The following is a 17,705-nucleotide window of genomic DNA, read 5'->3' on the forward strand; positions in this document are numbered from 1 at the left end:
TGCATCCGATCCGATAACGGCCGTCGGATCCCGTTCGATGTCTTGTCACCGAGAATGTCTCGTCGGCAGGGCGACGCAGTACGCCCTCGTGGTATCGAATGCCGAAACGGAAGGCGCAATCAATCGACAGAATAACTGTGCGTATTCAAGTTCATATTTTTGTGAATATCCACGACAAGTTCGCAAACATTGATCTGAAAGCCTCCAAAATCGGCGTGAATAGTCAGCTGGAGCCCACGGGCCGTGATCTGATCGGCCTCGTCCCGAACCCGGGACGCATCACACAGCACCGAGGAATACGTATGAACCGCAAGATTATTCGTCCGTTCGCCGTCGCCGCGTTCACGCTGTCCGCCGTCGCCCTCGGCACCGCCTCCGCGGCTGCCACCACGGCCACACCCGTGTCGGGCTCGGTGGAAGTGTGCACCGGCATCCCGGTCGGCCCGGTCGAGATCAGCTTCTGCCTGTAATCGGCCTGCTCAGTTGTACACGGCGGTGGCGAGGCCGTTCCGGAATCGTCACCGCCGCGCAGCAAGGTCGATCGGCGGCAGCCCAACGGCGCCCAGGCCGTCGGCGATGTGGTCTTCCGGCGCAAGATCGCACTTCAGGTCGGCGGCTCGGACCTGGCCGGGCTCAGGAGGATTCGGGTGCACGCAGCGCCAACGGCTCTGAGCCCGGACAGTTGCTCTGCTGACTACCTGATTCTCGTCCTGGCGTTGGTTGTCGGAATCCCTAAACGATCCGGATATCCGTTCCTCTTTCTCACAAGCGGAGGTGGAACGGCAAGTTCGGCGTTCGAGGTAGCGTAAGTCCCTGCCCAGTGGCCTATGGGTGGTAAGGAGTCACAATGTCTGTCGCTACCTCTGCTGAGCCGTTTCTGACCTCGTCGGGCCAGCCGGTTTCGACTCCGCTGAAGGATGTGCGGAACATCTCCCGCCAGATGGTGGGTCATTTCATCGAGAACGTCGTGCCGTGCGCGACGTTGCCCGGCGAAGCTCTCGATGGCGATATCACCACCGTCACTCGGGTGTGCTTGGAATTGACGAAGAGCATGCTCGACGGGCGGGACCTTCCGGGGCGGACCGAGCGAGTGCGGGATGCCGCCGGCGACTGGGCACGGGAGGGGATCCCTATCGACACCATCCTTCACGCTATCCACGAAGGCTTCAAACTCGGATTCGACCTCCTTCTGGCCGATGCCACCACCCATGACTACGCCACGGTCGCCGGGATCGCCCGACGTCTGATGGATGCCCTGGGCATGATCACCTCAGCAGTGTCGGTGGCCTACGTTCGCGAACTACGTTCGGCGGTCAGCGAGCATCACACCGCCGTCCACACATTGACCTCGGCGCTACTGGGCGGACAGAACCCCTCGACCATGGCACGGGAGTGTGGCATCGAGGTAGCCGACCGCTATCACGTAATGGCATTGGAACTGCCACCGCATCCCGAGGAACGCGATTCCTCGCTCGATGCGAAAGTGGTCGCGCGCCGGAAGTTACGGCGGGTTCAGGCGGAACTGGCCAACCGGTGCGGCGGCAAAGTGTTGTCATTGTTGAGCGTCGACGGCGGTACGCTGCTGTTACCCGTCTCGGAATTCGCCGATCCGGATCTGGACCAGTTGATCGTTCATTTGTCCGCCGCGGCTCAGGTACCGGTCAAAGCGGTTGTCATGGCAGCGGCGCCCGCGGAGATCCCGCGCGCTGCCGAGCAAGTTCATGAACTCGTCGACATCGTTCACCGGCTCGGTGGCGAGAGCAAGGTGTATCGCCCGCACGAATTGGCATTCGAGTACCAGTTGACCCGGCCCGGCCCAGCCCGCGACTACCTGAGTGCTGTCCTCGATTCCCTCGAAGAGCACCCGGAGTTGCTGCAAACGCTCGAAGTGCATATGGCGATGAACATGCAACGCGCGCGGACCGCTCGCAGACTGTACGTGCACACGAATACGGTGGACTACCGGTTGAAACGGATCGAACAGATCACCGGATTCGGCCCGAACGACGTCACCGGCCTGTGCTATCTGAGGGCGGCGCTACTGATCCGGGCGCATCGCGGCCCCGGCGCGGCCGCCGTGGGCTCAGATGGGACGCGTTCCTACGCAGTGTGATACGCGCGCCTCGCGACAGGATCGTGTCCGTCGGCGCTGGAGCGATCGCCACTCCGATACGTACTGGGGGCCGGCTCGCCGGCTTCTGGTGAATGTCGCGATCGAGCTGCGGGAAGTAGGCGTGTAATCGGCCACAAGGTGGACGTGCCGGATACTGGCCGCATGCCCCACGCCCGGATGGATCCGCGATCCCTGCCGATCGAGTTGCGTGCCTACCTGGAAGATCTCGTGCGACGCGCCTGCACCCTCTGTGGCAGTCAGCTGATCAGCGTCATCGCGGTGGGGTCGGTCGCACTCGACGACTATCGACACGGGCGCAGCGACGTCGACGTGGTGATCGTCGCCGCCCCGTCACTCCCTGCGCAGGTTCTGGGTGAGCTGGCCGAGTCACTCGCTCACCCCGCGCTGTTCTGCCCGGCGGCCGGGCTGGAGTTGGTGGTCTACGGTGCGGACTTCGTCGCCGTTCCGTCCGGCGAGGCCGGTTACCTCATGGACCTCAATACCGGTCCGATGCTGCCGAACCGCGTGAGTTTCGATCCGGCGGAATCATCGTCTTTCTGGTATGTCATCGATCGTTCCATCGCCCGCCAAGCGGGGCGTGTGCTGTACGGGGCCCCGGTGCGGCAGGTCATCGCGGCGCCCTCGCGACGCGACCTGCTCGCCGCGATTCTGGCCTCCGTCCATGAGCATGCTGGGGGAGAGGGGCACCTCGCCGACAATCAGGTGTTGAACGGCTGCCGGTCGGTGGCATTTTGCCGCACGGGTCGCTGGATGCCCAAACGGTCAGCGGCGCAGACGATCTCGAAGTCCGAGTGGGAATTCCGGTCCCTCATCGAATCGGCGCTGCTCAGCTTCCAGCGCCCACGCTCGGACGCATTCGCGCTGCCTGGCAATGATGTTCGCGACTTTCTGGCGTGGGTAGGGGAATGTGTCGGCGAAGCCGCGGCACGGGGCGGTCGGTGATCGACGGATAGGTACGTGTGACGGCGATGGCTTCCCGTCGAAGCGTCCGACTGCGGTTGAGTGATTACTCCTCTCGATCAACCAAGTGACAAATATGACTTTACGTAGATATGCGCATTCAACTATCAAATTTCTGACGTGTGCTGTACACGGCGCTCGGGCAAGATCGAAGCCATGGAGCCGACCCCGAGTGTGCCTCTGCCCAGGAGCATCGATGACTTCCGCGTGCTCGCGCACTCTCGCCTGGCCGGGTTCCCGCGTATCGAGGTCTCGGATGCGCCCGGTGTACGTCGCGCGGCGGTAGTTCTGTGCGTGGTCGAGGAGCCTGGTGGACCGCTGTCGGTGATCGTCATCAAGCGCGCCTATCGCGGCCGCAACGCCGGACAGTGGGGGCTGCCCGGCGGGCGGCTGGACGAAAGCGAGACCGCCGAACAAGCCGCCTTACGTGAACTACACGAAGAACTGGGCTTGTGCGCGCGTCCGGACGACTTGCTCGGCGCGCTCGACGACTTCCCCGCCGCGTCCGGATTCACGATCACCCCTCTGGTCCTGGCGCTGGCCGACGCCGCGCAGCTGCGGCCCAATCCGGACGAGGTCTACTCGGTCCACCTGGTCGACCTCGCCCGGCTCGCCGCCGAGGACACCCCGCGCTGGGTTCGGGCCGAAGACGCGGTGCGGCAAGCGGAGCTTCGCGACGATGCCGCGCCGGCCGGTGCGGCGGGCCTGCTGCAGATGCGGCTCGGCCCGGAGATGACCATCCACGCACCCACCGGTGCGATGCTCTGGCAGTTCCGCGAAGTCGTCCTGCTCGGCACAGACGCTGCCGCGGCGAGAGTGGCTCACTTCACCCAACCCGATTGGACCCACCGCTAGGCACGGTCGACGGACTCCCGCGCGGGGACTGGTCCCCAAGCGGCCCGATCCGCGCGGCATCGCACTCGTCCTGCTACCTTGAACGTCGTTCAAGTTCTATGCGGAGGGTCGTCGTGGAGGGTGTCGAGAACTCTCGGGAGTCCAGAGCCGGGATTTCCGCGCGGGACATGGCGCAGATCGCCGTCTTCGCGGCATTGATCGCGGCGCTCGGCCTGCCGGGCGCCATCACGGTCGGGTTCAGTGGTGTCCCCATCACGGTGCAGACCCTCGGTGTGATCCTGGCCGGTGCGGTGCTCGGGGCGCGCAAGGGGACAGCCGCGGTGCTGGTCTTCCTGGCGCTCACGCTGATCGGCCTGCCGCTGCTGTCCGGTGGCCGTACCGGGTTGACGGCGCTGGCGGGGCCCAGTGCCGGATATCTCGTCGGCTGGATTCCCGCGGCGCTGTTCATCGGATTGTGCACCGCCCGCATCCTGCCGAAATACCCGCTCGCGCTCGGCCTGCTGATCAACGCCATCGGTGGCCTGCTGATCATCTACCTCTTCGGCACCGTGGGCCTGCTGCTGCGCACCGATCTCGGGGTCAGGGCAGCGATCACCACGAACTGGGCGTTCATTCCCGGCGACCTGCTGAAGGTCGTGGTCGCGAGCGTGGTGGCCAAGGGCGTGCACCGCGCGTATCCGGGTCTGATCCGTGCTTAGTCCCGAACTCGGCGGCACGGGCGACGACCCCGCCGTCGACTTCGGCGGCCGCGCCTATACCTACCGCGAACTCGACCGCGCGATCGAGCAGTGGATCGCCCGGAACCCGGACGCGACCGGCTACGACGCGTCGGCCCTGCCCGTGCCGGACGCGCTGATCTGCGTCTGCGCCGCGGCACGGCGTGGTATCCCGGTACGCGTCGAGAATCCCGCCGCGCGGCCGCAGCGCGCGGAGATCCCGCCCGGGGCGTTTCTGCTGGTGGCGACCTCCGGCTCGACCGGTCGTCCCCGGCCGCTGGCCAGGACGGCCGCTTCCTGGTACGACAGTTTTCCCGCGTTCACCGCGATCACCGGCGTGGCACCGGCCGATCGCGTCCTGATCACCGGCCCGCTGCACGCGACGATGCATCTGTTCGGTGCCCTGCACGCGCTGTGGCGCGGCGCGTGCGTCACCGACGATCCGGCGCGGGCCACCGTGGTGCACGCGGTCCCCGCGGTACTGCGTGAGGTGGTGCGCACTTGCCCACGCCTGCGTACCGCGATCGTGGCGGGCATCGCGCTGGACGATGGCGCGCTGGCCGCGGCGGGCTCCGTCGAGGTCGTCGAGTACTACGGATCCTCCGAGGTCTCGTTGGTGGCGGCGCGCCGCGTTCCCGAGCCGATGCGGCTGCTCGACGGAGTCGAGGCCGAAGTACGCGACGGACTGCTCTCCGTTCGATCGCCCTACCACGTGCTGGGCGCGCCCGAATGGTTCGCGGTCGGCGACCTCGCCGTCCTCGGCGACGACCGCGAGCTGACGGTGCTGGGCAGGGGCGATTGCGCGATCAACGTCGGCGGCACCACGGTGGTCGCCGAGGACGTGGAGCGCGTCCTGGAATCGCTCGACGGCATCGCCGCGGTGGCCGTGATCGGCTCGCCGCATGCCGTGCTGGGTGAAATCATCACGGCCGCGGTGCAGTTGGACGGCGGCGCCGGACTCGACGAGATCCGGTCGCGGGCACGTGGCTTGCTGGCCAAGGAGGCGATGCCGCGCCGGTGGGTGCCGCTGCCCGCGCTGCCGCGGACCGCCGCCGGAAAGGTCGCCCGGGGCCGGCTGAGAGACTTGCTGATATGAGCCCCGTTCCCGTTCTGGTCGCGCCGCGCCGCACGCCGATCGGCAACGCGGGGCACGGATTGGCGGACGTCACCATCATCGACCTGGCCGCTCCCGTACTGCAGTCGGTGCTGGCGTCGGTGCGCGGCGCGGGCATCGACGCCGAAGTGGACGACGTGGTCCTCGGAAACTGTCTGGGCCCCGGAGGTGACCCCGCCCGCGTGGCGGCGTTGCGCGCGGGGATGGGCGTGCACGTCCCGGGAGTCACCGTCGACCGGCAGTGCGGCTCCGGCCTCGACGCGGTGATGCAGGCGGCGTTGCGGGTGCGCAGCGGCGCGGACGAACTCGTCCTCGCCGGAGGGGTGGAATCGGCCAGCACCGCCCCGTGGCGCTTCTGGCCGCCGACCGGTACTGCCGAGCCTGCGCGGTACACCCGGGCTCCCCTTGCGCCACAAGGCTTTCCGGATCCGGACATGGGCGTTGCCGCCGACGATCTCGCGCGGGCGCGCGGCATCAGCCGGGAGCGGCAGGACGCCTACGCGGCTCGCTCGCACACGCTCGCCGCGGCCGCCGACTTCTCCGCGGAGATCGTGCCGATCGGCGACGTGCGCCGGGACGAGCGCATCCGGGCGGGAATGACCGCGACCCGGCTCGCGCGGCTGCGCCCCAGCTTCGGCGTCGAGGGCACGGCCACCGCGGGCAATTCCTGTGGCATCTCCGACGGCGCGGCGGTCATGGCGGTCACCACCGAGTCGATGGCCGCCGGGCTGCCCGCGCTGCGGATCCTCGGCTGCGCGGTCGCCGGATCCGACCCGGCTCTGCCCGGCCTCGGTCCGGTGCCCGCGATCCGGAAATTGCTGCGCCGGACCGGTTTTCGCGTTGAGGATCTCGGCGTCATCGAGATCACCGAGGCGTTCGCTTCGGTGGTGCTGGCGGTGGCGGACGAATTGGGCCTCGACGAGTCCACGATCTGCCCGCAGGGCGGCGCCATCGCGATGGGTCATCCGTGGGGAGCGTCCGGAGCGATCTTGCTGGTGCGCCTGGCGAGTCAGATGCTGGCCGAGGGCGGCCCGGCGCTCGGTCTTGCGGCCTGCGCCATCGGCGGTGGGCAGGGGATCGCCGTGCTCGTGGAGCGAGTGTCGTGAGCGAGATCGTCTTCGACTCGGTCGGCCACCGCTTCGGCGAACGCAAGGTGCTGCGCGACATCACCTTGCGGATCAGCGAGCGCCGCGTCGGCATCATCGGGTCCAACGGATCCGGCAAATCGACCCTCGCGCGCATGATCAACGGCCTGCTGACACCGACCTCCGGCACGGTCACGGTGGACGGCGTGGACGTTTCCCGCAAGGGCGCGCAGGTGCGGCGAAAGGTGGGTTTCGTCTTCACCGATCCCGACACCCAGATCGTGATGCCCACGGTGGCCGAGGATCTCGCTTTCTCGCTGCGGCGCACGGGGCTGAGCAAACCGGAGGTCGCCGCCCGCGTCGGGGAGATCCTGGAACGATTCGGTCTCGCGGGCCACGCCGAGCATCCCTCGCACCTGCTTTCCGGCGGGCAGAAACAGTTGCTCGCTCTCGGTGCCGTGCTGATCCGCCGACCGGAGGTGATCGTGGCCGACGAGCCGACCACCCTGCTGGACCTGCGCAATGCGAGGGTCGTCGCCGAGGCGCTGGACGGCGTGGACCAGCAGGTGATCGTCGTGACGCATCAGCTGTCGTTGCTGGAGAGCTTCGAACGCGTCATCGTGATCGACGACGGGGCGGTGGCGTTCGACGGACCACCCGGCGACGCCGTCGCGGCATACCGGGCAGCGGTCGAATGATCGGCCTGTATCGTCCGGGGAATTCGCTGCTGCACCGGATACCCGCCGGGGCGAAGCTGGTGCTGCTGCTGGTGTCGATCGTGGCCGGCACGGTTTTCGTGCGCACCCCGGTGCAGGTGCTGGTCGCCGCCACGGCGGTGGCCGGACTGTTCGCGGCAGCCGGAACCCCGTGGCGCGTCGCGCTGGCCCAATTGCGTCCGCTGGTGTGGATGGTGCTGCTCATCGCCGCGTTCCAGGTGTTGATCACCTCGCCCGCGCGGGCGGCGGTAGTGTGCGGCGTGCTGGTGCTCTCGGTGGCGCTCGCGGCGCTGTTCACCCTGACCACGCGGGTGACCGACATGCTCGATGCCGTGACCCGGTGGCTCGGTCCGCTGCGCAGGGTCGGTGTCGATCCCGAGCGAATCGGCCTGCTGCTGGCTCTGGCCATCCGCTGTGTCCCGTTGCTGGCCGGGATCGTGCACGACGTCGCCGAAGCGCGGCGTGCGCGTGGGCTGGAATGGTCGATGACGGCGCTGGTGACGCCGGTGCTGGTGCGCGCATTGCGGACGGCCGACGCGATGGGCGACGCCCTCGCGGCGAGGGGAGTGGACGATGACTGAACTGCTCGCCGCGCGAATCGCTCGGCAGGTCGCGGCGAATCCGCGGGCGACCGCGGTGATCTCGGGACGCGAGCGGGTCGGTTACGAACAATTCTGGTCGAAGGTCGTCAGTACCGCCGCCGGGCTCGATGGGATGCACCGGGTGGCCGTGCTGCCCACCTCCGACGTCGAATCGCTGGTGACGGTGACGGCGGCGATGCACGCGGGAGTGAGTGTCGTCCTGCTGCACCGCCATTTGCTGCCCGCCCAGCTGAGCCGGGTGCTCGCGCTCGCCGAGCCGGGAGCCGTGGTGGCCGCGCCGCACCAGCATCGGCGTTTGCGGCGGCTGGGATTCGAGGGAACTGTGCGAACCGCCGCCACTTTGGCATCCGAGGGGTCGGTGGGCCGGGTGGATCCGGGTGCCGAACTGTTGGCCGGCATCACCTCCGGCACCACGGGCGAGCCGAAACTGTTCGTACGCGACCAGCGGTCCTGGGCCACCACGCTGGATCGCTCCGACCGCACCTTCGACATCGGTGCCGGAGACCAGGTGTCGGTGCCCGGTGTGCTGGACCACACGCATTTCCTCTACGGCGCGTTGCACGCTTTGACCAGGGGCGCGACCGTCGATCTGCGGTCGGCGGCCGACTCGCTGCAAGACGGTGCGACGCAACTGTATTCGGTGCCGACGATCGCGTGGGACGTGGTGCGCGCGGGGATCGGCCCCGTGCGCGGCGTTCGGGAAGTGCTGTCCTCCGCTGCCCGGTGGCCACGCACGGGACGGCAAGCGTTGCAAGAGGTCTTGCCGAACGCCGCACTCGTGCACTTCTACGGTGCGTCCGAACTGAGCTTCGTCTCCTTCGATCGCGGACTCGGGGAAGACGACGAGAAGTCGGCCGGTGAACTGTTCTACGGCGTGCAGGCACGGGTTCGCGACGGCCTGGTGTACGTGCGCAGCGACATGCTGTTCGACGGCTACCTCACCGCGGACGGCGTGACCGGCGGGCCCGTCGACGGCTGGATGACCGTCGGCGACCGGGGCGAGGTGATCGGCGACCGCCTGCGGCTGTTCGGCCGGGAGAGCGACATGGTGATCCGGGCCGGTCTCAACGTGGAACCCGCGTCGGTCGAAGCCGCGCTGACCGCGATACCGGGTATCGCCGAGGCCGCCTGCATCGGCGTGCCCGACGCACGCATGGGGGAGGCGCCCGCGGCCGCGATCGTGGTGGGCGAGGCCGCACCGAGCGCCGACGAGATCTGGCGGCAGCTGCGCGCGAGGTTGCCGAGCCCGAGTATGCCGGTGCAGGTTCTGGTCGTGGACAGCCTGCCGCGCACGCCGCGGGGCAAGCTGGATCGGGCAGCGCTGGCCTCGACGCTGGCCGCTCATCGCCCGAGCACTCGCGCTGTCGAGACCGGTCGCTGAGCGCGGAAGGCCGGTGGTTCGCCGCAGACCGGACACCCGCCCCGTCAGCGACGCTGCCGGGGCGTGGCCATCCCTCCGCCGAGCCGGTGGTCGGTGTGATGGCTCACGACCGGCCGGCCGCGTTGGTCGCTTCGACCGATGCCGCGCCGAACCACATGGTGTAGAACATGATCGCCAGCGCACCCAGCGCACCGAGGATCGCAATCGCGAACGGCAACGGGTACGTCGCCATCTGCACGGCGAAGAAGCGAATGCACAGCAGTACTCCTGCGCAGACCGCGACCCCCACGGCCACGATCCGGACGCGCTGGGGATCCCACCCCCGGTCGGGGTCGCGCAGCGCGGATTCGACCGTCAGGCACAACGCCGCGCCCACGACCAGGTCGATGCCGTAGTGGGCGCCGAGGCCGAGTGTCGCGGTGAGCGTGCACACCAGCCAGAACGCGCCGCCCCAGCGTAACCACACGGGACCGCGGCGAGAGTGGATGAACAACGCCAGCGCCCAGGCGGTGTGCAGGGACGGCATGCAGTTGCGCGGGGTGATGCCGTCGAAGCGCAACGCCTCGATCGAGGACGGCACCGCCGGAACGACATTCGGCCACACGTCGGCGATCTCGAAGCCCAGCCCTTGCGGGCCGTACGCGAGTACCGGCCCCACGACCGGGAAGACCACATACCAGATCGGCCCGACGACGCCGAGCGTCAGGAACGTCCGCACCAGGTAGTGCCGCGGCCACGCACCGGCGGTCACGCCGCGCAGCTGCCAGGCGGCCACCAGCACCGCCGCCAGGGGAAGCTCGAAGTACACCCAGCGCACCACGCCCGACGCGATCGGTCCCGCCGCGTCGAGCGCGCGCCCGACCAGCCACGACGGGCTGCCGAGGGCACGGTCGGCGACTTGCACGTACGGGTCGAGGACCAGCGGGCAGGCCCACGCGGTGATGTCCAACCAGATCTCGCTGACCTTGGTCGCCGAGATCAGCAGTGCGCCGAAGGCGATGGCGCGCAACGCGGTACGCCGTCGCTGTCCGTCCCACCGCGCGAACGCGATCACCGCCAGTGCGGTGAGCACGATGGTCGGGCCGTTGCCGACGGTGAACGGCCGTCCTTCCGCCGCCCGGATCACCACGAACAGCAGGTCGATGGCGATCGCCGCGGTGACGGCGCCGACGCGTGCGCGCATCGTGATCCCGACCAGAGCCAGCAGAAAGCCCGCCCACGGTGTGGTCGCCGACTTCGGCGTGCCCGCATAGTCCCGCAACAGACTGGTCAGCGGTCCGAGCGCCCCGATGTGCGCGGCCATGAACTCGCCGCCGATCAGCGCGAGCACGATGACGGCGATACCGCACCACACCACCACCGGCCGCAACCGACGCTCGCGGAGCTCTTCGATACCCACACGCTCGCCCGGTGGGGTCAAGCTCCCTTGAACATCGTTCACTAGCACCGAGACATCGTAAACACGACATTAACGACACATGTACGGGGAGATGCCCGAATGCCCCCCTGCCGCGGTGGAACGTGGCGCGTACCCGACACGATTGGTCGGATTGCGTTGTCCCTGAGAATGTCTGGTTGCCCCGATCGAAGCGCTGCGCCCCGTCGAGGACCGGTTCTTCGATGATCGAGCGACTGGTCGAGGAAGAGGAGTTGTGCGCCTCCGAGTCCACGCAGCCCTACTGCACGGACACTCCGCGCGATCCGTCCTTCATCGATGCGTCGGTACTGACCGGAGCCGGTGAGCGATAGCCCCCGCGGACTCTCCCGCGGGGCTCGGCATTCGATGCTCAGGTGGTGCGATACGTGCGGGCCACCAGCGCCGAGCGCAGGTACCACAGGCCCGAGGGCTGGGACGGGTCGAAGCCGGTGAGCTGTCCGATCCGTTTGAGCCGGTAGTCCACCGTGTTGGTGTGCACGTGTAGCACGCGTGCGGTGCGCTGCCGGTTGAGGTTGTTGGCGATGTGCCGTTGCAGCGTCTCCAGCAGTTCCGGATGCGCGTCCAGCGGGTCCAGCAGCGAGCCCAGGTATTCGCGGCCGGGCCCCGGCCTGGTCAGCTGGTATTCCAGCGCCAGTTCGTCGAAGCGGTAGAGTCCGGCCACCGCCTCCAAGCGCTGCACCATGTCGAGCAGTTCGTGCGCCTGGTCGGCGGCGGTGGGGATCTTCTCGGGGATGGCCTCGACCATGGTCGCGGTGACGCCCACCTGCGCGGCGTGCGACAGCTGGGTGACCAGGGTGTCCAGCTGGTCGTTGTCCAGATGGCCGGAGGGGATGAGCACCGTGCCGCCGTCGACGCTCAGCAGCGACAGCGCGGCCTCGCCACACCGGGTGGCCAGCTCGGCCTGGACCCGGCGCAGTTTCCGGCGCGCGACGACCTTGCCGTCCACCATCGGATTGCGTTCCTCGCGGTGCGGCGGAATCGCCACCGCCAGAACGGCATACGAGGCAGCGATGGCGATGCCGCATTCCCGAGCCATGGTGGAGGTGCTGTGGCCGCCCAGCAGCGCCGAGGTCAGCGTGTGCACGGCGGTGTGGTGCTCGCTGACCACCGCGCGCAGCTCGCGGACGTAGGCCATGGAGACCGCCGAGTTGATCATGTCGAGCATCTCGACGACCATCTTGGCGCCGTCGACGAGGTCGTCGTAGTCCTTCATCGTCGCGCCGGACACCACCAGGTCCAGGCCCATCTTGAAGCCCTCGTGGATCGAGTGGTGGATGGTGTCGATCGGCACTCCTTCGCGTGCCCACCCCGCGGCGGCGTCACCGAGCCGCTGGAGTTTCTCCGGCAGGTCCTGTCCGTCGAGCATGCTCACCGCCAGCTCCAGGCAGACGCGGGTGATGGTGGTGACGTCGCCTGCGATGGCGTCACCCGGTAGGGTGCCGCACGGGATGACGTTCTCGACGAAATGCCCGACCATCTGACGCGATAGCCCGCGAACGTCCTTCAGCGGGGACGACATCGGCTTGCCTGACAGGGTCAGGCTCTGCCGGGCCGAACTGTCGACGGACATTGGCGACTCCCTTCCGCCCACGATTGGTGTGCAGCGCATTCACACTAATCGGTCGATGTCTTTTGCGGACCCGATCCACGGGTTCTGTGAGAGCGTGCGAGACCGGTCGGAACGAGTTGTGAGCGGTCACAGCAGTTGGACATGTGACCGGTTTTTGATGACAGTTGTCACACTCCGGCCTCGGTGCTACCGACGTGCCGGGCGGCGCCGGTGCCGGTTCTGTCGTTGCCGCGAGGCGCGGCCGGCATGCCGGTAGGATCACCCGCGCCGGGCGTGGCCATGTAATGCGGGTCTTGTCCGGCACGTGTCGTGTCCTGGATGGTGTGCAGTGCCCATCCGCCGCGCACGTCACGGCGGAAAGGCAGTGATGACGCAACGATAGGGGCAGGGCGATGAGACCGGCTCTGAGATGTCTTGTCTGGGAACTGGACAACACTTTGTGGGACGGTGCCGTGTGCGACGCGACTGTGGGCGCGTTGCGGCCCGCCGCGCTGCGCACTCTGCGCGTGCTCAGCGAGCGCGGGATCTGGCATGCCGTCGCCAGCCGCGGTGAGCGGGAGTGGACGCTGGACAAGCTGTACCGGTACGGCGTCTACGAGATGTTCTCGGCCGTCGAGATCGGCTGGGGCCCCAAGTCTTCGGCGATCACGCGGATCGGGCGCACGCTCGGTCTCGGCCTCGACGCCATCGGTTTCATCGATCACGAGCCGGTGGAACGCGCCGAAGTGGCGCGCGCGCTGCCCGTCGTGCGCTGTTACGCCGCCCGCAATGCCGACGTGCTGCCGGTACTGCCTGATTTCCGCCCCGTGGTGCGAACCGGGCCCGCGCCCACGCCGCCGCTCGGTTTCGCCAGGGTGCCCGCGCGCTGAAACCCGCGGTATTCCCGCGCGCAACCCGCTCCGGGCCGGGGAATCCAGCGGCCGCGCAGGAAGCGGACCGAGGCTTCCCAGCCGCGCAGAGATCGCGGGGCGAGCCATATCGTTTCGGTGGACGATACGATATCGGAGAAATCGGGCGGCGATAGGTTGTCAGCATGCAGTGCTATGGCGTGACCGCGAGCGATTCCACGTCGTGGACCACGATCGCCAACAGCTTCGTTCCGATGGACTACCGGTACGGCGATCCCGACCGGTGGTATTCGGGACTGACGGTCCAGGAATCGGCCGTCTACCGCTTGTTGCGCTGGGAGCAGCGCGGAACCAGCACCTCATACCGCACGCGGACGAACATTCGCCGCGTCTCGTGCGACGACTTCTACTGGGTGGTCGTCCCCGAGCGGGGCGTGTACTCGGTGCGGTATCGCGACGAGGAGACCTCGGCGCAGCCCGATCAGGCCGCGGTGACCGCCCTGGACGATCTGTGCCAGATACACATCCCGCTGTTGTCGGCCTACGCGATCCAGCTGCCTCGCGCGGAACTCGACCACCGCGCGGGACCACTGGCCGAGCGCGGCATGACGATCGACCTGAACTCCGGCCTCGGCCGGATCGCCCGGGCCATGATCCGCAGCACCCACGCCGAGCAGTCGAACCTCTCCGATCACGAGTTCAACGCGGTCTGCGACCGGATCGCGGAGTTGCTGAGCATGATCTCCCTCGGCGACACCCATCCGCAGCGGTCCCACCACGCCCAGATCGTCGCTCAGATCCGGCAGTACGTGCGAGCCAACGTCGGCCGGGGCGACGTGCGGCTGCCCGCGGTGGCGCACGCGCTGGGCTGGTCGCCCCGGCAGTTGCGCGTGGTCCTGCAACAGTCCGGCACCACCTACCGCGACGTGCGGCGCGACGAAGCGCTGCGCGCCGCACGCGATCTGCTCGAGGATCCCGCGCGGGCGGAGGATCCCATCCGGGAGTTGGCGGTCCGCGCCGGATTCACCCCGGCGTGGTTCTCCGCGGCGTTCAAGGCGCGTTTCGGCGAGACGCCGCGCGAATTCCGGCGGCGCAGGTCGGCGGAACGCGCCGAGCCGGGCGGTGTGCCGCAGCGGGTGCCGACGTCCTGAGTCGAGGCTGATCGAAATCAACTGGGCAGCAGGGCGATCGAGAGTTCGCGCAGCCTGGCCGGATCGGCGATCACCCGGTATCCGGCCACTCGGTCGCCGCGCACCGTGACCGTGAGCGCGAGCAGCAGCCTGCCGTGCGGCGCGACCACGATGCCTGGGTGACCATCCACCAGCGCGAGCGTCGCCACCTGCGAACGCCTGCGCAGCAGCACGGTTTCCGCGGCCACCGTCGACGCGCCGCGCACCGTCGTGGCCAGCCCCGGCGGGAGTGCGGCCGCATCGGCGGTCCGGACCACGTCGGGGGCGAGCACGGCCAGGAGCCGGTCGAGGTCGCCGGTGCGGGCCGCGCCCAGGAACGCGTCGACGACATGTCGCTGTGCGGCGAGTTCCGCGGTACCGGCGGTGTGGTCGCCGCGGACGCGTTGCCGGGCGCGGCTGGCCAGTTTCTTGGTGGTCGGCGTTGTGCGCCCGACGATCGGCCCGATCCGGTCGAACGGCACCGCGAACAAGTCGTGCAGGACGAACGCGACTCGTTCGTCGGGGCCGAGCCGGTCCAGCACCACCAGCAGCGCCCGGCCGACCGATTCGATGAGCACCGCCTCGCGTTCCGGTTCGTTCTCCTCGGCGCCGCCGTCGAGCCGGGACGGGTCATCGAGCGGGTCCTCGCGCCGCGCCGCCCTCGTGCGCAGCATGTCCAGGCAGATCCGGGACACGACGGTGGTCAGCCAGCCCGGCAGGTTCCGTACGTCCTCGATGTCGTGGCGAGTCAGCCGCAGCCAAGTCTCCTGCACCGCGTCGTCGGCCTCGGTCGGTGAGCCGAGCATGCGGTAGGCGACCGCGTGCAGATGGCCGCGCAGGGACTCGAATTCCCGCGCCAACTCGTCGTCGGTGTGCATCGGTCACCTTTCCGCTTCGTGGTCCGTCATCGAGATGACGGATTCGACAGCGCCCAGGTGACCGAGGTGTGGGCCGGGCGCGACATCTGACAGAAGGGTATTCGTATGGACGTCGCTTACGTTGTCGCCACAGTGCTCGCGGCCGCGGCCGCGTTGCTCGCGGCAGGCATCGATGTGGTTCGCGCCGAGTGGGTGCGGACGAACATGCGGGGCTCCGGGATTCCGGAGTCATGGCTGACGCCACTGGCGGTCGTCAAGGCGGTCGGCGGGGCCGGGCTGCTGGTGGGGCTGGCGGTTGCGCCGATCGCAGTGGCCGCGGCGGCCGGGCTGGTCGTCTACTTCGTCGGTGCGGAGCTGACCCTGCTGCGGGCGCGGCAGTACGCGCATCTCGGTTACCCGCTGCCATTCCTCGCGCTGGCCGCCGCCTCGCTGGGATTTGCCCTCGCGTCGTAACGGTGCGAGCTGGCTTCACCGCTGCGCGTAGAGCATGAATCGGCGTACGGACCTCCGCTCCGGACGGCGCGGAGCCGGGCGGATCCGAGGCAGGTGTCGGTGAGCCCGGACGAAAGCAGGCACTCGTGCGGGCTACGACGCCGGTCGCGGGGTTCAAGCGAACCCCCGGCCGCATCGGAGGGCGGACTCCTAGCCCGCAAGGATGAACTTGGCCGCCTGCTCGCCGATGAACACCGCGGGCGCGTGCGTGTGGCCGCGGATGATGAGCGGCATCACCGAGGCGTCGGCCACTCGGAGTCCCTGCACGCCACGTACTTCCAGCCGGGGCGTCACGACACTGGTGGCGTCGGTGCCCATGCGGCAGGTGCCGACCGGGTGGTAGAGCGTGTGCGCGTAGGAGTTGAGCGTCAGTTCCAGCACGGCTTCCGGTTCCGCGGGCGCCTGCGGCGGGTAGATCAGCGGGCCGAGCACCGCCTTCATCGAGGGCTTGGCGGCGATGGCGGCGCATACGCGCAGTCCGGCCATGATCGCGGCGCGGTCGGCACCCGCGCTGTCGGACAGGTAGCGAGGATCGATGACCGGCTTGGCGGACGGGTCCGGGCCGGACAGGGCGATCCGTCCCCGGCTCTGCGGCCGCAGCAGCACCGTTGCCAGGATGACGCCGTGTTCGGTCGGGTCCTGGAGTCCCTCGTAGTAGAACGGCGCGGGCGCGAAGACCAGCTCCAGATCGGGGAACTCCAGGTCCGGCCTGCTGCGCACGAACCCGTAGGCCTCACCGACGTTCGAGGTGAGCATGCCGCGATGGCGGAGCAGGTAGGCCAGCAGCTGGCGCGGCTTCTCGGCGCCGAACAGCGAGTCGCCCGCGACGCCGTAGCCCAGGCCCGCGACCAGATGGTCCTGCAGATTCGCTCCCACCTCCGGCGCGTGGTGGCGCACCTCGATGCCGTGGCGGGCCAGTTCGTCCCGGTCGCCGATGCCCGAGAGCATCAGCAGTTGCGGGCTGTTGATCGCACCGCCGCACAGCACGACCTCGCGCCGCGCGGTCACCGTGTGCGTGCCACCGCCTCGGCGGTATTCCACGCCGACGGCACGCGTGCCCTCGAACAGCACCCGGGTGGCCAGCGCCTCGCTGCGCACCGTGAGGTTCGGCCTGCGCAGGGCGGGCCGCAGGTAGGCGTCGGCGGTGCTCCAGCGGCGACCCGCGCGCTGGGTCACCATGGTCTCGCTGAACCCGTCCGGCTGCGGCCGGTTCGGCGGCTCGACCTGGTATCCCGCCTCCTCGACCGCGGCCAGATAGGCGGCGGTGAGGCCGCGCGGGCTGCGCTGCCGGGAAACGTGCAGCGGACCCTCGGTGCCTTCGTCGGGGTACTGGGCGTTCTCCACGCGCTCGATGCGGCGGAACTGCTCGACGGCCGCGGCGAAGCCCCACTCCGCACCCGCCAGCAGCGCCCACTCGTCGTAGTCCGCCCGGAATCCGCGTACCCACATCATGGCGTTCATCGAGGACGAGCCGCCGAACATCTTGCCGCGCGGCCAGTAGATCTCGCGGTTCTTCAGTTCCGGCTGCGGCTGGGTGAGGTAATCCCAGTCCACCTCGGAGCGGAAGAGTTTCGCGAACCCGGCGGGAATGTGCGCGAACTTGTTCTTGTCCGGCGGGCCCGCTTCCAGCAGCGCCACCGTGGTGCCCGGATCGGCGCTGAGCCGCTCGGCCACCACCGCGCCCGCCGATCCCGAGCCGACGACGACGTAGTCCACGGAAAGCTCACCAGGTTGCACTTTTCCCACT

The 17,705-nt window shown here is 68.7% G+C and carries 18 protein-coding genes; 14 read left to right on the top strand and 4 right to left on the bottom strand.

Translation table 11 applies throughout. From position 1 onward, the window contains the following. The first annotated feature begins 137 nt into the window (after positions 1 to 137). The 10 genes from ON19_RS12735 to ON19_RS12780 all read left to right on the top strand — a co-directional run bounded on the left by ON19_RS12735 (position 138) and on the right by ON19_RS12780 (position 9,563). Positions 138 to 470, top strand: a complete 333-nt coding sequence (locus tag ON19_RS12735) for a hypothetical protein (protein WP_157229682.1) — start codon at positions 138 to 140, stop codon at positions 468 to 470. Positions 471 to 847: 377 nt separating this feature from the next. After that, positions 848 to 2,113: a PucR family transcriptional regulator gene (locus ON19_RS12740; protein ID WP_043690516.1), complete on the top strand. Its 1,266-nt coding sequence runs from the start codon at positions 848 to 850 to the stop codon at positions 2,111 to 2,113. 162 nt (positions 2,114 to 2,275) lie between these two features. Beyond that, complete coding sequence (locus ON19_RS12745; RefSeq protein ID WP_218006400.1) at positions 2,276 to 3,076, top strand: aminoglycoside adenylyltransferase domain-containing protein; 801 nt, start codon at positions 2,276 to 2,278, stop codon at positions 3,074 to 3,076. A 192-nt stretch (positions 3,077 to 3,268) separates the two neighbouring features. After that, entirely contained in the window at positions 3,269 to 3,949 is a 681-nt protein-coding gene (locus tag ON19_RS12750) for an NUDIX hydrolase (RefSeq protein ID WP_227954866.1), read from the top strand. 113 nt (positions 3,950 to 4,062) lie between these two features. Further along, the gene (locus tag ON19_RS12755) at positions 4,063 to 4,647 is read left to right on the top strand and encodes a biotin transporter BioY (RefSeq protein ID WP_174377692.1); all 585 of its coding nucleotides are present in this window, start codon (positions 4,063 to 4,065) and stop codon (positions 4,645 to 4,647) included. Next, positions 4,640 to 5,761, top strand: a complete 1,122-nt coding sequence (locus tag ON19_RS12760) for a class I adenylate-forming enzyme family protein (RefSeq protein ID WP_043690522.1) — start codon at positions 4,640 to 4,642, stop codon at positions 5,759 to 5,761. The genes ON19_RS12755 and ON19_RS12760 overlap by 8 nt, the downstream gene beginning before the upstream one ends. After that, entirely contained in the window at positions 5,758 to 6,885 is a 1,128-nt protein-coding gene (locus ON19_RS12765) for a thiolase family protein (protein WP_043690525.1), read from the top strand. Before ON19_RS12760 ends, ON19_RS12765 begins: the two co-directional genes overlap by 4 nt. Beyond that, a complete protein-coding gene (locus ON19_RS12770; RefSeq protein ID WP_043690529.1) occupies positions 6,882 to 7,562 on the top strand; it encodes an energy-coupling factor ABC transporter ATP-binding protein in 681 nt (226 codons plus the stop codon). The genes ON19_RS12765 and ON19_RS12770 overlap by 4 nt, the downstream gene beginning before the upstream one ends. Beyond that, positions 7,559 to 8,161 (top strand): energy-coupling factor transporter transmembrane component T family protein, encoded by a 603-nt coding sequence (locus ON19_RS12775; protein ID WP_043690534.1) that lies wholly within the window; start codon positions 7,559 to 7,561, stop codon positions 8,159 to 8,161. The genes ON19_RS12770 and ON19_RS12775 overlap by 4 nt, the downstream gene beginning before the upstream one ends. Continuing rightward, on the top strand, positions 8,154 to 9,563 hold the full coding sequence (locus tag ON19_RS12780; RefSeq protein WP_043690537.1) for an AMP-binding protein: 1,410 nt from the start codon (positions 8,154 to 8,156) through the stop codon (positions 9,561 to 9,563). Before ON19_RS12775 ends, ON19_RS12780 begins: the two co-directional genes overlap by 8 nt. Before the next feature lie 103 nt (positions 9,564 to 9,666). Here ON19_RS12780 and ON19_RS12785 read toward each other — a convergent pair whose 3' ends face one another. After that, positions 9,667 to 11,010 carry a phosphatase PAP2 family protein gene (locus tag ON19_RS12785; RefSeq protein ID WP_227954865.1) on the bottom strand — a complete coding sequence of 448 codons (1,344 nt, stop codon included), beginning with the start codon at positions 11,008 to 11,010 and terminating at the stop codon, positions 9,667 to 9,669. 173 nt (positions 11,011 to 11,183) lie between these two features. Here ON19_RS12785 and ON19_RS43680 point away from each other — a divergent pair, with 173 nt between their 5' ends. After that, complete coding sequence (locus tag ON19_RS43680) at positions 11,184 to 11,312, top strand: hypothetical protein (RefSeq protein ID WP_255218380.1); 129 nt, start codon at positions 11,184 to 11,186, stop codon at positions 11,310 to 11,312. Positions 11,313 to 11,350: 38 nt separating this feature from the next. On the opposite strand, the gene ON19_RS12790 is transcribed toward ON19_RS43680, so the two are convergent. Beyond that, complete coding sequence (locus ON19_RS12790; protein ID WP_043690541.1) at positions 11,351 to 12,571, bottom strand: PucR family transcriptional regulator; 1,221 nt, start codon at positions 12,569 to 12,571, stop codon at positions 11,351 to 11,353. Positions 12,572 to 12,963: 392 nt separating this feature from the next. Between ON19_RS12790 and ON19_RS12800 the strand changes: the two genes are divergently transcribed. Continuing rightward, positions 12,964 to 13,440 (top strand): hypothetical protein, encoded by a 477-nt coding sequence (locus ON19_RS12800; RefSeq protein WP_043690551.1) that lies wholly within the window; start codon positions 12,964 to 12,966, stop codon positions 13,438 to 13,440. 164 nt (positions 13,441 to 13,604) lie between these two features. Then, complete coding sequence (locus ON19_RS38865; RefSeq protein ID WP_051168804.1) at positions 13,605 to 14,570, top strand: AraC family transcriptional regulator; 966 nt, start codon at positions 13,605 to 13,607, stop codon at positions 14,568 to 14,570. 17 nt (positions 14,571 to 14,587) lie between these two features. Here the strand turns inward: ON19_RS38865 and ON19_RS12810 are convergent, their stop codons facing one another. Continuing rightward, positions 14,588 to 15,466 carry a sigma-70 family RNA polymerase sigma factor gene (locus tag ON19_RS12810; RefSeq protein WP_043690555.1) on the bottom strand — a complete coding sequence of 293 codons (879 nt, stop codon included), beginning with the start codon at positions 15,464 to 15,466 and terminating at the stop codon, positions 14,588 to 14,590. A gap of 105 nt (positions 15,467 to 15,571) precedes the next feature. On the opposite strand from ON19_RS12810, the gene ON19_RS12815 reads away from it, so the two are divergent. Next, a complete protein-coding gene (locus ON19_RS12815) occupies positions 15,572 to 15,919 on the top strand; it encodes a DoxX family protein (protein ID WP_043690559.1) in 348 nt (115 codons plus the stop codon). A 189-nt stretch (positions 15,920 to 16,108) separates the two neighbouring features. On the opposite strand, the gene ON19_RS12820 is transcribed toward ON19_RS12815, so the two are convergent. Next, positions 16,109 to 17,674 (bottom strand): GMC family oxidoreductase, encoded by a 1,566-nt coding sequence (locus ON19_RS12820; RefSeq protein ID WP_051168805.1) that lies wholly within the window; start codon positions 17,672 to 17,674, stop codon positions 16,109 to 16,111. Positions 17,675 to 17,705 lie beyond the last annotated feature (31 nt).

Source organism: Nocardia abscessus NBRC 100374 (assembly GCF_000308455.1).
In the GTDB taxonomy this organism is placed as follows: domain Bacteria; phylum Actinomycetota; class Actinomycetes; order Mycobacteriales; family Mycobacteriaceae; genus Nocardia; species Nocardia abscessus.

Bases quoted from the DNA above. Each gene is read 5' to 3' on its own strand.
- ON19_RS12810 (WP_043690555.1), bottom strand. From the start codon at position 15,466: ATGCACACCGACGACGAGTTGGCGCGGGAATTCGAGTCCCTGCGCGGC.
- ON19_RS12765 (WP_043690525.1), top strand. From the start codon at position 5,758: ATGAGCCCCGTTCCCGTTCTGGTCGCGCCGCGCCGCACGCCGATCGGC.
- ON19_RS12800 (WP_043690551.1), top strand. From the start codon at position 12,964: ATGAGACCGGCTCTGAGATGTCTTGTCTGGGAACTGGACAACACTTTG.
- ON19_RS12815 (WP_043690559.1), top strand. From the start codon at position 15,572: ATGGACGTCGCTTACGTTGTCGCCACAGTGCTCGCGGCCGCGGCCGCG.
- ON19_RS12790 (WP_043690541.1), bottom strand. From the start codon at position 12,571: ATGTCCGTCGACAGTTCGGCCCGGCAGAGCCTGACCCTGTCAGGCAAG.
- ON19_RS12780 (WP_043690537.1), top strand. From the start codon at position 8,154: ATGACTGAACTGCTCGCCGCGCGAATCGCTCGGCAGGTCGCGGCGAAT.
- ON19_RS12740 (WP_043690516.1), top strand. From the start codon at position 848: ATGTCTGTCGCTACCTCTGCTGAGCCGTTTCTGACCTCGTCGGGCCAG.
- ON19_RS38865 (WP_051168804.1), top strand. From the start codon at position 13,605: ATGCAGTGCTATGGCGTGACCGCGAGCGATTCCACGTCGTGGACCACG.
- ON19_RS12745 (WP_218006400.1), top strand. From the start codon at position 2,276: ATGCCCCACGCCCGGATGGATCCGCGATCCCTGCCGATCGAGTTGCGT.
- ON19_RS43680 (WP_255218380.1), top strand. From the start codon at position 11,184: ATGATCGAGCGACTGGTCGAGGAAGAGGAGTTGTGCGCCTCCGAGTCC.
- ON19_RS12775 (WP_043690534.1), top strand. From the start codon at position 7,559: ATGATCGGCCTGTATCGTCCGGGGAATTCGCTGCTGCACCGGATACCC.